General features: G+C 44.2%; 14 protein-coding genes. 1 reads left to right on the top strand and 13 read right to left on the bottom strand.

The genetic code is table 11. The features are described from left to right. Nucleotides 1-565: 565 nt before the first annotated feature. From K5R16_RS22525 to K5R16_RS20000, 12 genes are all read right to left on the bottom strand, one after another. On the bottom strand, nucleotides 566-1,648 hold the full coding sequence (locus K5R16_RS22525) for a hypothetical protein (RefSeq protein WP_259649947.1): 1,083 nt from the start codon (nucleotides 1,646-1,648) through the stop codon (nucleotides 566-568). 282 nt (nucleotides 1,649-1,930) lie between these two features. Further along, nucleotides 1,931-2,218 carry a hypothetical protein gene (locus tag K5R16_RS20050; protein WP_220739905.1) on the bottom strand — a complete coding sequence of 96 codons (288 nt, stop codon included), beginning with the start codon at nucleotides 2,216-2,218 and terminating at the stop codon, nucleotides 1,931-1,933. 36 nt (nucleotides 2,219-2,254) lie between these two features. Continuing rightward, complete coding sequence (locus tag K5R16_RS20045) at nucleotides 2,255-2,692, bottom strand: hypothetical protein (RefSeq protein ID WP_220739903.1); 438 nt, start codon at nucleotides 2,690-2,692, stop codon at nucleotides 2,255-2,257. A gap of 2 nt (nucleotides 2,693-2,694) precedes the next feature. After that, nucleotides 2,695-3,687, bottom strand: coding sequence for a flagellar motor protein MotB (locus K5R16_RS20040; RefSeq protein WP_220739901.1), 993 nt, complete (start codon nucleotides 3,685-3,687; stop codon nucleotides 2,695-2,697). After that, on the bottom strand, nucleotides 3,687-4,544 hold the full coding sequence (gene motA, locus K5R16_RS20035; RefSeq protein ID WP_220739899.1) for a flagellar motor stator protein MotA: 858 nt from the start codon (nucleotides 4,542-4,544) through the stop codon (nucleotides 3,687-3,689). Before motA ends, K5R16_RS20040 begins: the two co-directional genes overlap by 1 nt. 14 nt (nucleotides 4,545-4,558) lie before the next feature. After that, nucleotides 4,559-5,281, bottom strand: coding sequence for an RNA polymerase sigma factor FliA (locus K5R16_RS20030; RefSeq protein ID WP_220739897.1), 723 nt, complete (start codon nucleotides 5,279-5,281; stop codon nucleotides 4,559-4,561). Between the two features lie 12 nt (nucleotides 5,282-5,293). Beyond that, nucleotides 5,294-5,749 (bottom strand): flagellar basal body-associated protein FliL, encoded by a 456-nt coding sequence (gene fliL, locus K5R16_RS20025; protein ID WP_220739895.1) that lies wholly within the window; start codon nucleotides 5,747-5,749, stop codon nucleotides 5,294-5,296. A gap of 14 nt (nucleotides 5,750-5,763) precedes the next feature. After that, nucleotides 5,764-6,819, bottom strand: a complete 1,056-nt coding sequence (locus K5R16_RS20020) for a flagellar hook-length control protein FliK (protein WP_220739893.1) — start codon at nucleotides 6,817-6,819, stop codon at nucleotides 5,764-5,766. Next, nucleotides 6,812-7,135 carry a hypothetical protein gene (locus tag K5R16_RS20015; RefSeq protein WP_220739891.1) on the bottom strand — a complete coding sequence of 108 codons (324 nt, stop codon included), beginning with the start codon at nucleotides 7,133-7,135 and terminating at the stop codon, nucleotides 6,812-6,814. The genes K5R16_RS20020 and K5R16_RS20015 overlap by 8 nt, the downstream gene beginning before the upstream one ends. Then, the gene (gene fliS / locus K5R16_RS20010) at nucleotides 7,104-7,484 is read right to left on the bottom strand and encodes a flagellar export chaperone FliS (RefSeq protein WP_220739889.1); all 381 of its coding nucleotides are present in this window, start codon (nucleotides 7,482-7,484) and stop codon (nucleotides 7,104-7,106) included. Before fliS ends, K5R16_RS20015 begins: the two co-directional genes overlap by 32 nt. 13 nt (nucleotides 7,485-7,497) lie before the next feature. Then, nucleotides 7,498-8,871, bottom strand: a complete 1,374-nt coding sequence (fliD, locus tag K5R16_RS20005) for a flagellar filament capping protein FliD (protein ID WP_220739887.1) — start codon at nucleotides 8,869-8,871, stop codon at nucleotides 7,498-7,500. 273 nt (nucleotides 8,872-9,144) lie between these two features. Then, nucleotides 9,145-9,951: a flagellin gene (locus K5R16_RS20000; RefSeq protein ID WP_220739885.1), complete on the bottom strand. Its 807-nt coding sequence runs from the start codon at nucleotides 9,949-9,951 to the stop codon at nucleotides 9,145-9,147. A 242-nt stretch (nucleotides 9,952-10,193) separates the two neighbouring features. Here K5R16_RS20000 and fliB point away from each other — a divergent pair, with 242 nt between their 5' ends. Beyond that, nucleotides 10,194-11,369, top strand: a complete 1,176-nt coding sequence (gene fliB / locus K5R16_RS19995; protein WP_220739883.1) for a flagellin lysine-N-methylase — start codon at nucleotides 10,194-10,196, stop codon at nucleotides 11,367-11,369. Between the two features lie 36 nt (nucleotides 11,370-11,405). On the opposite strand, the gene K5R16_RS19990 is transcribed toward fliB, so the two are convergent. Further along, nucleotides 11,406-12,425: a hypothetical protein gene (locus K5R16_RS19990; protein WP_220739881.1), complete on the bottom strand. Its 1,020-nt coding sequence runs from the start codon at nucleotides 12,423-12,425 to the stop codon at nucleotides 11,406-11,408. Nucleotides 12,426-12,430: the final 5 nt, after the last annotated feature.

Raw genomic sequence — 12,430 nt, 5'->3', positions numbered from 1 at the left:
CTAATAACGATAAATCCCTAGTGCTCTGCACTAGGGATTTTTTCGTTTATCAGCTTTTGAATTACTGACTCGAACATGGGGAAATTGAAAGCGCATGCGAAGCATGCATCATTACATGTGATAGTAGGGCGAAGTGAGTGCGTTTATGAAGCGTAGCTTCATGCACTTATGTAGCGCGGAGAGCTCGCTCGAAGCTGGCCATTTCCAGGCGCCTATTTAGTATCAAAGCCCGCTATTATATAGCGGGCTTTTTTACGTCTGTAAATTGAGTCAATTAATCATTTTGCTATAGCGCTTAGGGCTGCAGTGATTACGGTGTGATGCGACAAGATTATTTTTAGGTAGCTTCTTTACTTAATTAGGTATAAATGGCTAGTTCGACGTCAACCCGCCGCTGAGCGCTATCCCCGGCTTCGTAACAAGTTACTTGCGCTACTAGGCCCATGAATGCGCTGGATTCAAATCTGGACTTCTTCGCCCCCATGTATCCCCTGCGGGGATAATAGAGAGTAGGTCATTAGCTGGGCCTACGATTTGTGATTGAGGCGTTATCGCTAATGGCATATTAGTGGGTTATTTGAGGCTTTGGTGGCTCTGGCATGGCTTGGCACATATCTTCAAAAAGTGAAAAAAGCTCAGTTAGTACCATTTGCAGCTGTGTTTCGTTATAACAATATGGCTGCTGAACAACATTTCGTTCTTCCCAGCTCATAGATCCCCCGCTAGATAATCGCTGTGCGGCCGAAAGCTCATGAAAATTACCGCCACCAACCCAGGAGTGGTCATTATTATCTCGAAATAAATTAAACCAGAATGTAACCTTTTGCTTTATTTCAAATTTAATGTGCATATGTGAATATTCGAAATCCTCGCGATACAGAGTAAAACTCCCTCCAAAGTTGGGGTCGTAGTCAATTGGATACGGAAAGCCTGAGACTAACTCTATTTGTTTTTCTAGTGATACTTTAGCGCTAGATTTACCGGGTAATTTAGGAAATTGCTTAAGTAGCGCTGAATAGCGCTCAGAGAAGTTCACCTGCTTGGCAATGGTGCTTACAGGTTCAGGGATTTGTGTTAATAAAACCTTACAATCCAACTGAGTAAATGATTTTTGCGGGAAACCTGGCGGCTCGGGCATGGCTTGACACAGGTCGTCAAACAGTGAAAACAGTTCAGTCAACACAGTTTGTAGTTGCGCTTCGCTGTAACACCAAGGCTGTTGCTGCACGCGCCAGTCATCCCAACAAATATCATCTCCTCTCGATAGACGCTCAGCCACCGCCAGCTGCTGATAACTGCCGCCGCCAATGCGAGTGTCATCGCGCCATAAATCAAAATTAAAAACCACCCATTGGCGCATCTCAATCATTAGACGCATATGCGGATAGGCGAATTTTTTTTTGTTGAGCATAAAGTAGCCTCCCTCCCCCTTGTAATAGCGAATAGGGTAGGAAAAAGCGGTCACTAAATCGATTTTGGTGTCTAACGCCACGTTAGGGTTAAAATCCCCGGGCAGCTTTGGAAACTGCTCAAGCAGGGCATAATAGCGTTCAGCAAAGTTCACCTGTTTAGCAATGGCAATCACCGGTTCAGTCACCTCGCTTAACATAAACTCGCGCTGCAGCTGAGTTAACGGCTCATGTGGCATATTAATGACCTCTTTAATAATACGAATTAGGGTTGCCAGCCTGCTGGCGGCTCAGCTTGAAATCTTAACTCAACCTCTTTATTGGCAGCAATGCTTTGAAACTGCTAATTATTCATCATCTGTTTGGGAGATATTTGCGGGATATGACGAGAGCCACAAGCTTTTTTGATTGAACGGTGTTATTGAGGTTCACAGGGGAAATCAACCTCAGTAGTTGCTGTTACTTCAATGCTTTACTAGACGTGCAAAGGCCTTGGAACTGCAGCTATTTAATGAGTGCTATCAATCGAAAAAAAAGAAGTAGGCTAGCAGTAAGAAAGACAGTAGAGCGCCTCCAATGACAGGGTAAATGAGGTAGCTGTCGCTCGATCTGCGTGCTCGCTTAAAGCATAAATTGACTAAAAGAAAATTAAACAATGTCACCATGATAGAAGCGGCCACGCCTTGCTTAAAGGGCATATCTTTAAGTTCAGTGGTTAAATACAATAGGATAAACCAATCAAGTAGTATCAAATACAGAAAGAGCTTTTGTAGACCATCCGGGCCTTTTCGCTCATATGATGAAGCCATTACTATCTCCCTACTGTCGACGATACTCATTCTGTATTACACTGATTTTTCACTTAAAAATTTTACTTTACGAATAATGCTCAAGGTCTTTTGTTGATCTTCTATGGCCCATCTGGCGCCAATAAAATTGAGCTTTTCGTTAATGCTATGCACTCGCATTATTATGATGGGTATCAACTCATCATCGACGGCGATTGATACCTGTTGATTAGGCGATAGTTTGCTGCGACTTATCATCCCAACCCCGCCTAGGCCTATATCTTTTATATTGGCAATACCGATAGGTCTTGTGCTGCGCCATGTTTGTTTGAACAGCGATACTGTAACGCCATCACATGCTAGCTCGATCTTTTTGTCATGGTCTTCTCGCAATGAGTGCCTTGTATGCTGGCGACTATCAATACCCAACTCTGGTTTTGTCGGTTGTTGAGTTGCGGGTATAAATTCACCGTGCTGTATTAAAGGGTCATCCACAGTTAGCGATATCTCATTCTGGGTTTGTTTGCCTCGGCAACTTGCTTAGCATGGTCTATTTCAGCGTCTGATTTAGGTTGTTCACTGGCGATCCCCATCATCTGTCGTAATTGAGTTTCAGCTGTTGAGGTCATCACTAGCATCTCAATTCTTCTATTGGCTGCAGCTGCTGGATCGTCAACGATATAAGGCGCTTGATCTGCCATCCCTGTGACTTGGATGACTTGGTCACGTTGTACACCTGAATATTCCAATACGCGACGGGCAAGTAATGCTCGTTTACTTGAAAGCTCCCAGTTGGTAAATGTCTTTCCCGCATAAGGGCTTGAGTCTGTATGGCCTGAAATACTCATTTTGTTGTCAACTTTACCAAGCACTGGTCCTAAGGCCATGAGCAGATCTTCAAAGTAGGGCTTCATATTTGAACTGCCACGGGTAAACATGAATTGGTTGACGTTATCATGCATTAAAATTCTAATGCCCTGTGGCACAACTTGAAGTTCTACATTGGCATTCATGCTGACATCGGTAATGACTTGCTCTATCTCTCTCGCTAAAAACTCTAATTGGGCCTGTGTTTCAAACTTTCCAGGCACTAATGAGTTGAGCTCGGGGCCGATACCAGCTTTTACGTTATCTTTTCCCAAGGGAATATGATTGTGCATTGCAGGACCACTGCGATCGACACCGGTAGCGGTTGCAGGTAAAACAGCTTGCTGAAGCGCTATATTCCCCTGAAAATCAATCAGTGAAGGGGAGCGGGTCAGATCAAACGGGTTAATAGACCCAGTTGAATACAGATCGCCCTTTAAGTACTGAACAATCATGGTTCTTTCTTGCTGATCGGCTATTTGCATAATCCACAACACCATGAATAGTGCCATCATTGCCAGTGTGAAATCAGCAAAGGCGACTTTCCAAGCGCCGCCGTGACCAGGCTTAGCTTTGGTTCTCTTTTTACGCCGAATAACAATGGGTTCAGGACGAGTAGCCATTAGCTTTGTTGCTCCACCATCCAGCGTTCTAACTCGATAAATGTGGGACGGTTTTCACTCTGAATCTGTTTTCGACCGGCATCTATTGCTAGCATTGGAGGTTTGCCTTTGGCGAAGGAGGATAGCATAGCTGCAACACACCTAAGCTGTGCTGACTTACGTTCAACTAAATGTTCTAGTGCCTTAGACAACGGGTCGAACAGGCAATAACAGGCAAAAATTCCGATAAATGTGCCCACAAGCGCTGCTGCTACTTTGACACCTATCATGGTTATTGGGCCGTCAATATTGGACATGGTGATGATGATCCCCATTACGGCAGCCAAAATACCAAAGCCCGGCATGGCTTCTGCCACTTTATTTAGCGCAAGTGATGGACGCATCCAATCCTCTTCCATACGATGGATCTCTTCATCCAATATATGTTCAAGGTCATGGGCGGAGAGTTTACCGATAGACTGTAGACGTAAATTATCGATAAGAAATTGCAGTACCGTTGGGTGTTCTAACACTGTGGGGTACATGAGAAATAGCGAGCTTTCTCTCGGCTTTTCCACATGGTCATCAAGCACTTTAAGTCCTTGAGATTGGATTTGAGCCATTAACATACCCATCAAGCCAAACAGTTGGGGATAAAGCTCAGGGTCCTCTTTTTCGACTCTGACTAACTCTTTTACTTGGTCAAGCATCTCCACTAGGACGGGTTTAGGGTTAGCGATAATGAGTGCACCCATACCTGCACCAAATATGATCAGTATCTCTGCTGGTTGCCATAGGGAGGCTAAGGTTCCTCCTGCCCAGACATATCCACCAAAAACTGAAAAAAGAATGATCATTAGCCCTAAAAGTTTGCTCATACTACCTCACCTGCTTACCGATCCCATTGTTGGTATATTTTCTGAAGTTGCTTTACTGCTTGTTTATGCAACTGACAGATCCGAGTTTCTGTTAATCCCAACGTGGCGGCTATTTCTTTTAAATTGAGTTCATGTTGATAGTAAAGCGACAGAATTACCTGTTCTCTTTTGTTTAATTTCGAAATTGCTTGGAATAAAGTTTCTTTGGCGGATATTTGTTCAAATACATCTCGTTTATCTTCAAAATGTCCGCCATCACTAATCAATTCATCTAGGCTTCGCATCGACTCTGATTGAGAGGCATGCAGACGCTTGCGGTAGTCTTCTTGATTGAGTCCCATAGCTTGGGCGACTTCATTGTCGCTCGGCGCTCGTTCAAGCATTTTGGTGAGTTTGCGAACGGTATCATTAAGTTCGTGGGCCTGTTGTCTCACGGGTCGAGGACGCCAATCTTGGCGACGCAACTCGTCGAGTATGGCGCCTCTAATTCGCTGACCAGCATATGAGATGAAACCGTTGTCATATTCACCTGGATAGCGCCTTGCGGACTCTAACAACGCCATCATGCCTATTTGCTCCATATCTTCGATAGCCAAAACTGATCCGCAATGGCTACGAAGTTGAGAAACAGAGCGTTTTACTAGCGGAAGGTACTGCATCATCACTTGGCTTTCGGACAGGCGATTAACCGTGGGTTCTTCTGCTGTTGTTTGGTAAGCGACTTGTGCAGCGTTCATAACATAGCCCTCCTATTGAATGACCATCCGAGTGAACAACACGTCATCAAGCTCAATACTGAATTCATTTTCTGCAAGCACATTGGTTAGCAACAGGTGCGCCTCTTTTTGTAATGATTCAAACTGTTGAGCGTCGTTGAGTTCGTTGAAATGTTTTTTGGAGAACATTTTCATCAGCGAATTACGGATCACCGGATCTGCCTGCTTGATCGTAGTTTCGACATTTTTAGAGCGGCTTTTGAAGGCCATTTCAAGTAACAAGTAATGAGGATAATCATCTCCAGGTACTGAGATGACAAACTTGTCTAATGGATAAAACTTAGCTGAGATAACTTCATCTTCGGCGGCTGAAAATGGCCCTCCTATGATTGTTGGCGATTGCCAACCAGCCCAAAACACAGCGCCACTCCAGATGGTGATGAATAGTAGAATTGTTATTTTTTTCGTATTTGAATTACTAAATGCCATGAGTGTTTCCTAAGTTATGCCAATAGATCGACTTCATCTTGCTGTGAAAGGCTATCAACTGAGCTATCGGTATTTGAGAGGGGTGCCGCTGCAATCGTTGTGGTATGCGGTTGTTGGTTGTGTTTCTTTTGCTCACCTTCTTGATTGATATCGACATCAATTTGGCCGCCATGATCCATGGCTAATTCATTGCGTAACCTGTCTAATCCCATTAACAGAGCATCACGAACAGCGGGGTTAGCGGCATGCATTTGAATATGCAGTCTGTCACCGTCTAAGCGTATATTGAGCTCTACCTTGCCAAGCTCAGGTGGATCTAATCTAAGTTCAGCCTGTTTAATCTGCTGATCAATTTGAAAGCGTAACTGTTCACGCAGTGGAGAGAGCATCTCTTGGGCTTGCTGCATCATAGGAGCGGCTTGAGAGACTGAAACCGGCCCCCATTGGGCAACGGTTGCTTGATTTCTAGAGGCGCCGCCAACGACATGCTGGCTAGATTCTAGCGCTTCACTGGCCAGTGCATCGCGAGTCAAGGCTGCGATGGCAGGCTGAGTGGTCGCGGTGGCTTGAAATGCATTCTGTATCATTGATGGGGTCGACTTTAAGCCGCCATTTTGCATTGGCTGAGGTGAATAACTCTGTTGCGATAGTTGCGGTAACGAAGATGCGGTTTGACCGACATTAACGCTGGTCGTGCTAGTTGCTGCTGACTGAGCATCACTCGACTTTGAAATAGGCCCCATCACTACAGGGTTTAGAGCGGCTTTGATGTCAGGGCTTTGCTGTTGCAGCGCCGAGTTAGTTGCAACGGCACTGTCCGCGCTAAAAGATCGAACTATCGTTGTTTCGCTGTTATTGATTGAGGTGCCGGTGCTTGCCATCGCTGTGGTTTGATGAGCTGTATTGAGGCTTTGCGCCGCAACCATAGCAAAAGACAGAACATCATTATGCTCGCTCCCCTCTGGGTTATCGTTTGCCACACTATGCATCTTGTTTGTTGTGGCCAAAGGCGAAGCTGCGGCACTGCCCTGTGTTAACGGGCTATTTAATGCTGTATAAGGGCTAATCATAATCTTCTCCGCTCAATTGAGTCAGTTGATAAGCGGCTAGCCCATCTTGTTGTTGCTGAAATTGACTCATCTCAATCGCCAGTTTCGCTTTAGCTTGTTCTAACTGCTTAACCACTGCTTGATGGACTGCAGCCAGTGATTTTCGGGCGAGGAGCTGCTGCCTATTACTCGGCTTTCCCGCAGCTGTTAACGCTGAAATCATCTTGGTATTCACCTTTTCAAGTGCTTGCCAGTCTTCGGCTTTAGCGTGAAATTGGAGTGCCTTCTCAAAGTAAAGCCATTGCTTAATTGAGGTTGGTCCAACCTTCTCTGACATTGGTTATTACCTTTGTTATTGGCGCTAGCGCCTCGATACTATTCTCTACGCTGGCAGTCACGAGTTGACGGCTGCAGTAGTCATACAGGCGGTTGAGCCCAGCGGCGACTTCGCCGCCACTTTCAAGATCTAACATTGAGTCGAGTCCGTGAACGATGTTGAGGCACTTATTGATACTTTGCCCCTTGTCCTCATAGCTGCGGCGTTGCATAAATCCGCTGGCTCTTTCGATCTCTTCTAAGAGTCCGTCCAGCAGCATTCGCACCATTTCATGTGGGTTTGCTGCAGCGGCTCTCGCATCGAGTGAGGTCTGTTTGTAAGCATTAAACGGATCGTGCTCATTCAACATTTGTTAGGCTTCCTTAATAAAACAGCGCGCTGGCTGAATTAAGTTGGTTAATGGTGTTTTCCATTGCGGTAAATTGAGATAGATAGATTTGATAGCGCTGTTGCATTTGATAGTCATGTCTAGACATGCTGTCTTCGACTCTATCGATCTGTTTGTCTAGGTTGCTCTGTTTTAGATCTAAGTAACCACTAGACTTAGTGAATGGGTCGATAATGGTGTCAATTCGATCGACATAACTGCCGCTGGCGGTGAACATCTCTTTTATCGCATCGGGATCATCTTTGAGTGCTTGGCTAAGTTTGTCTTCATCAATACTTAGCTTGCCGTCGCGGGTCATCTCGATACCTACGTCAGACAAACGCATGCCATTAGGCGCGGCTTCAAATACGCTATTGCGCATACTGTTTTGCAGCATTCTTAAGCTGGAGTCGCCCTTTAATACCCCAAGTTGATCTTCTGTGATTGAAGAGGGAGCATCTTCATCGTCGTCATCTTTATCCTTGTCATCGTCCTCTTTATCTTTGTTGCTTTCATCAACAACTGAGCTTCCCATGGAGCGTGTGAGTTGGTTGATTTGCTCCATTAGCTCATTGAAAGAGTCAACAAAGTCTTCGACCGCTTGCTCACTAGAGCTGGAGTCGGATTCAATTTTAATGGTGCTGCTATCACCGATTGCGTGGGCCTGATTTAACTCAATAGACACACCATCAATAACATTACCCAAATAATTACTACTGCTGGTTATATCAATGCCGTTTAGAGTGACTTCGGCATCTTGAGCTGCTTTTCTTTCGGTCATGCCCCAGTCGACACCATCCATTTTGACATCGACACTATTGACGGCTCCTGACTCTTTGGATGTCATCATCAGCTCTACTTGGCCGCCGGTTCTGACTAATGAAGCTTGTACTCCTGGATTGTCAGCATGGTTGTTGATTGCATCTCTAAGGTCGGCGACGGTGCGAGTACCATCAGCATTAAGTACTGCCATATCAATATCGATGCTATCTGCCGCATTGGGCCCAACTTGAATACTTAGTACGCCTGTAGTGGGCAGCACCTCGGTTTCACTGGCAAAACTTTTGGACAGTTGGTGAGATTGCGCCAGCTGCTTAACATAAAGATCGTAAGTGCCTGCAGGTGCATCGCTATCGACTGTAATTGAGGCACTTTCATCACTGATTGATGAGGTTTTACTTTCGAAAGCATCCCCATTAATCGCTTCAAGTTTACTGGTCATTCTTTTAAGGCTACTTTCTAAGATGTCATATGCGTCAAGTTGATTTTGATGCTTGGTCATACTGGTTTTAAAAAGTTGATCTTTGCCCATGCGCTCAGCCGATATAAGCTGCTCTGCAAATGTTGCTGCACTCATTCCTGAAATCATTACGCTCCTCCAATCTAACTGGTATGGCAATGTTTGTGCCAAAGGTTAATCGTATGTTTTTAAAAGGTTTTAAAATATGTTCAATGTGCTGAAAGCGAATGTATTTCCGTTGTTCGTGACACTAGGGAAGCTATACTTCCGCTTTTAAAATCGCTTTAAAGAGCCAATCGTATAGTGTTAATAAGGCGACATTAGTGGGGCGGTTCTGAAGAGGGAGCTCAAATAAAAAAAGGGCCAAAAGGCCCTTTGAAGAAAATTGGGAGGGAGGAAGATTTAGCCCAATAGACCCATAACCAAACCAGTGTTTTGGTTGGCAGAAGACAGGATGTTTGTACCTGCTTGTACTAATAGTTGGTTTTTGGTCATGTTGGCAGATTCAACAGCGAAATCAGCATCCATGATGCGGCCAGCAGCGGCTTTAGTGTTTTCAGTCACGTTAGCAAGGTTAGAACCTGTGTGACCTAGACGGTTGATGTTTGCACCTAGTGTAGAGCGCTGTGTGCCCACTTTGTCGATAAAGGTATCAATCTTATCGATAGCACCTTTAGCTGCACCAGCAGCTGAAATATCATCAGTTACACCAGCAAGGTCTGCTTTAGCTACAGTAACTGAAAGTTGTTCAGTTGCGCCTGCACCAATTTGGAATTCAACACCAGCACTCAATGTATCAAACAGTTTGTTGCCTGAGTATTCAGTGTTATCAACAATACGAGTGATCTCTTTAGTAAGCTCTTGGAATTCAGCGTTAATTGCTTTCAAATCTTCAGCAGAGTTCACGCCGTTAGCTGCTTGAGTTGCAAGCTCTTTTTGACGGTTAGCGATTGTTGATAACTCATCGAGTGCGCCATCAGCAGTTTGTAGCATTGAAGTTGCATCGTTGACGTTACGGCTAGCCGTTTCCATGCCTGTTACGTTGGCATTTAGGCGAGTTGCGATTTGAAGACCAGCAGCATCATCAGCTGCACTATTGATACGTAGACCAGTCGATAGACGCTCCATAGCGTTGCTTAGTAAGTCATTGTTTTTAGTTACAGAGTTTTGAGAAACCAGTGAAGCATAGTTAGTATGAACTGATAACATAGTGTATTCCTTTAGGCATTCGAAGAATTATTGTGTGTCACAATTGATAAAACGACAGCCAAAATCAAAACTGAAAATCCAGATAAAATTTATTCAACTGTATTCATTTAAGCTATTGAAAATATGAGTTAATTATTTTTGATCTTTTTTATGTTTTAGCTGAAATTTGCGCTTAAATTACTTTAGAAAAACCCATACAGAGTCGCCTTTTTATAGCATCTTGAAATGAAAAGAGGCTGATCATGGAAAAGTCACTTGTTAGACCCAGTTTTGTTACTCAATTTAATTGTATCGGTAGTGAGTGTGAAGACAGCTGCTGTTATGGTTGGAATATCTATATTGATAAGCAAAGTTACAAGAAGACCCTCGCTAATTCTGAGTTAAAAGTACTAGCGCAAAAGGCGTTAAAAAAAGTTAAGAAAAGTGAAGACGCATGGGCAAAAGCGGTGCTAAACCAAGAGGGAGCTTGTGGCTTTTTAGACGATAAGCAATTGTGTCAGATCCATGCCAAAGCAGGTGAGTCACTGCTTAGTCACACTTGTAAGACCTATCCACGAATGTCTCATATGAAGGATGGTGATCGATATGAAAGCCTGTCGCTATCTTGCCCTGAAGCTGCTCGGTTGATTCTATTGAAGCCGAATGCATTTCATTTTGAACGTATGACGGTATCCCATAAAAACCAGTTTGAGGTTACCCCTTTATGGGCTCAAAAAGCACATGATTACTCTATTCAACTGCTGCTCAATGAAAAGTTAGAGATTAGCCATAGCTTGACTGCAATTGGGATTCTAATGAAAACAGTTGAGTCAGCAAAGCAGCTTGTACAAAATTCAAGCAGCATAGATACGATGTTTCAGCAGTTGCTTACTTTGGCCGATAACGGTGAATTAAAGCACCATGTTGCCAGTTTTAATCAAGATACAGAATTGCAGAAAATGCATGCTTTTACCTCAATCCATTTGTGGCTAAATACCAATAAGCCTGTTCGGGGTCGAGCAAGGTTTGAGGTGATCAATCAAGCGGTATGCCGTGTGGTAGATGAAGAGGGTAACTTTAGTGTAAAGCAGCTTAATAATGCTTGGGAGCAACATGCTCTGCCTGCGCTTGAGAAGCATCAAGATCTCTTCAATCGGTACTTATTTTATTATTTTTACCACATGAACTTTCCGCAGGTAGATAAGTTAAGCCCGACTGAAGCATTTAGGTTGATGATGGTTGATTACTTTATGTTGCGCAGTTATCTCGCAGCTATTGCTGCTGATAAACAAGGCCTGACCGAGCATAACATTATTATGTGTTTTCAGGTTTATCACACAAGTAGACAACACAAAGCTAACTTCAGTAAGTATGTAGTTGATCTGCTAGATAAATGCGGCTTTGATGAGCTGCCAGCAATCTTAACTTTGATGAATTAATCACGACCGCCAGCGATGACTTGCTGGCGTTATTTTTTATGCTAGTAGCGCGGACACTTGGGTGCGGGTCATATTAGCTTGCGCCATTAAAGAGGTGACTTGTAAGTTAAAAGGCAAGGGTTGCATTAAGTTCGTCAACTGAGTCATGGTGGTCTCTAGATCGGCAGACGTTGGTTTTTGGCTATTGATGCGTTGCAGTTGTTGCTGGATCTTTTGTTTACTTTCAGCCAGTTCCTGTAACTGCAATTCTACTTTGTGCATTGATTTAGCGATTTTTGCCATCGCTTGTTTGAGCTCTTCGTTGCTGCCAAAACGCCACTCTCTGGGATCTTGCCAATTGAGTTCTTCAGTTACTTTAATGCTTCTCGCCTCACCAGCGGGTAAGCGTTGCCCTTGCCCGGTCATCAATAATCCAGCTTGTACCTGCTGCCATTGCGACTTATTGCCTTGGAAGATGAACTTGCCATTTCTATCTACAGCAGCTTGTATGTCCAAAGGTTTTAGCGCACTGCTAAGGTGTTGCACTAAATTGTTGGCATTTTCATTGGCGGGTAACAACACCCTAGAACTGTCGCTGCCCAGTTGAATGGTAATGTATTCATCACGCAATTTGGCAACACTTAAGTCGACAGATTTTAAACTGAAGTTATGTTTAGCTGCCGGTCTTGCTGCGGAAATAAGGTTGAGTTGGTGATCTACCAAGGGCTTATTTTGGTAGCTGATATCAAGCTGAGCAAGCTGGCTTTGCAACTGTTTTGTTCTTGCTTGCTGCTGAACACTCTGTTGCTTGCTAAGGGACTGCTTTACCTGGTTATGCAGTTGCTTAAGCAGCGCTTTTACCTGTTGTAATCCTTGCTCTGCAACCTGAGAGGCACTGATTTTATGCTGCCCTTGAGTCACTTTTGCCCACTTGCTATAACTTTCAAGTCGATGAGTTGGAATTGCTGCGGTATTTGCGACCTGTTGCTCATTAGGTACTTGTTGGGCACCCATGGCTGGCGCAACCGTTGGGCTGCGCTGCTGGATATTTAATGTGTCAGTAATCCCATGGAGCATTAGTT

It is taken from the genome of Shewanella sp. c952, assembly GCF_019654975.1.
In the GTDB taxonomy this organism is placed as follows: domain Bacteria; phylum Pseudomonadota; class Gammaproteobacteria; order Enterobacterales; family Shewanellaceae; genus Shewanella.
Note: the sequence above shows the minus strand (reverse complement) of the source record. Positions and strands in the feature narration are given on the sequence as shown.

Excerpts from the sequence above, each read along its gene's own strand:
- K5R16_RS20000 (WP_220739885.1), bottom strand. The coding sequence starts at position 9,951 with ATGTTATCAGTTCATACTAACTATGCTTCACTGGTTTCTCAAAACTCT.
- K5R16_RS20020 (WP_220739893.1), bottom strand. The coding sequence starts at position 6,819 with ATGATTAGCCCTTATACAGCATTAAATAGCCCGTTAACACAGGGCAGT.
- motA (WP_220739899.1), bottom strand. The coding sequence starts at position 4,544 with ATGAGCAAACTTTTAGGGCTAATGATCATTCTTTTTTCAGTTTTTGGT.
- fliD (WP_220739887.1), bottom strand. The coding sequence starts at position 8,871 with ATGATTTCAGGAATGAGTGCAGCAACATTTGCAGAGCAGCTTATATCG.
- K5R16_RS20050 (WP_220739905.1), bottom strand. The coding sequence starts at position 2,218 with ATGGCTTCATCATATGAGCGAAAAGGCCCGGATGGTCTACAAAAGCTC.
- fliS (WP_220739889.1), bottom strand. The coding sequence starts at position 7,484 with ATGTTGAATGAGCACGATCCGTTTAATGCTTACAAACAGACCTCACTC.
- K5R16_RS20040 (WP_220739901.1), bottom strand. The coding sequence starts at position 3,687 with ATGGCTACTCGTCCTGAACCCATTGTTATTCGGCGTAAAAAGAGAACC.
- fliL (WP_220739895.1), bottom strand. The coding sequence starts at position 5,749 with ATGGCATTTAGTAATTCAAATACGAAAAAAATAACAATTCTACTATTC.
- K5R16_RS19990 (WP_220739881.1), bottom strand. The coding sequence starts at position 12,425 with ATGCTCCATGGGATTACTGACACATTAAATATCCAGCAGCGCAGCCCA.
- K5R16_RS20015 (WP_220739891.1), bottom strand. The coding sequence starts at position 7,135 with ATGTCAGAGAAGGTTGGACCAACCTCAATTAAGCAATGGCTTTACTTT.
- fliB (WP_220739883.1), top strand. The coding sequence starts at position 10,194 with ATGGAAAAGTCACTTGTTAGACCCAGTTTTGTTACTCAATTTAATTGT.
- K5R16_RS20030 (WP_220739897.1), bottom strand. The coding sequence starts at position 5,281 with ATGAACGCTGCACAAGTCGCTTACCAAACAACAGCAGAAGAACCCACG.
- K5R16_RS22525 (WP_259649947.1), bottom strand. The coding sequence starts at position 1,648 with ATGCCACATGAGCCGTTAACTCAGCTGCAGCGCGAGTTTATGTTAAGC.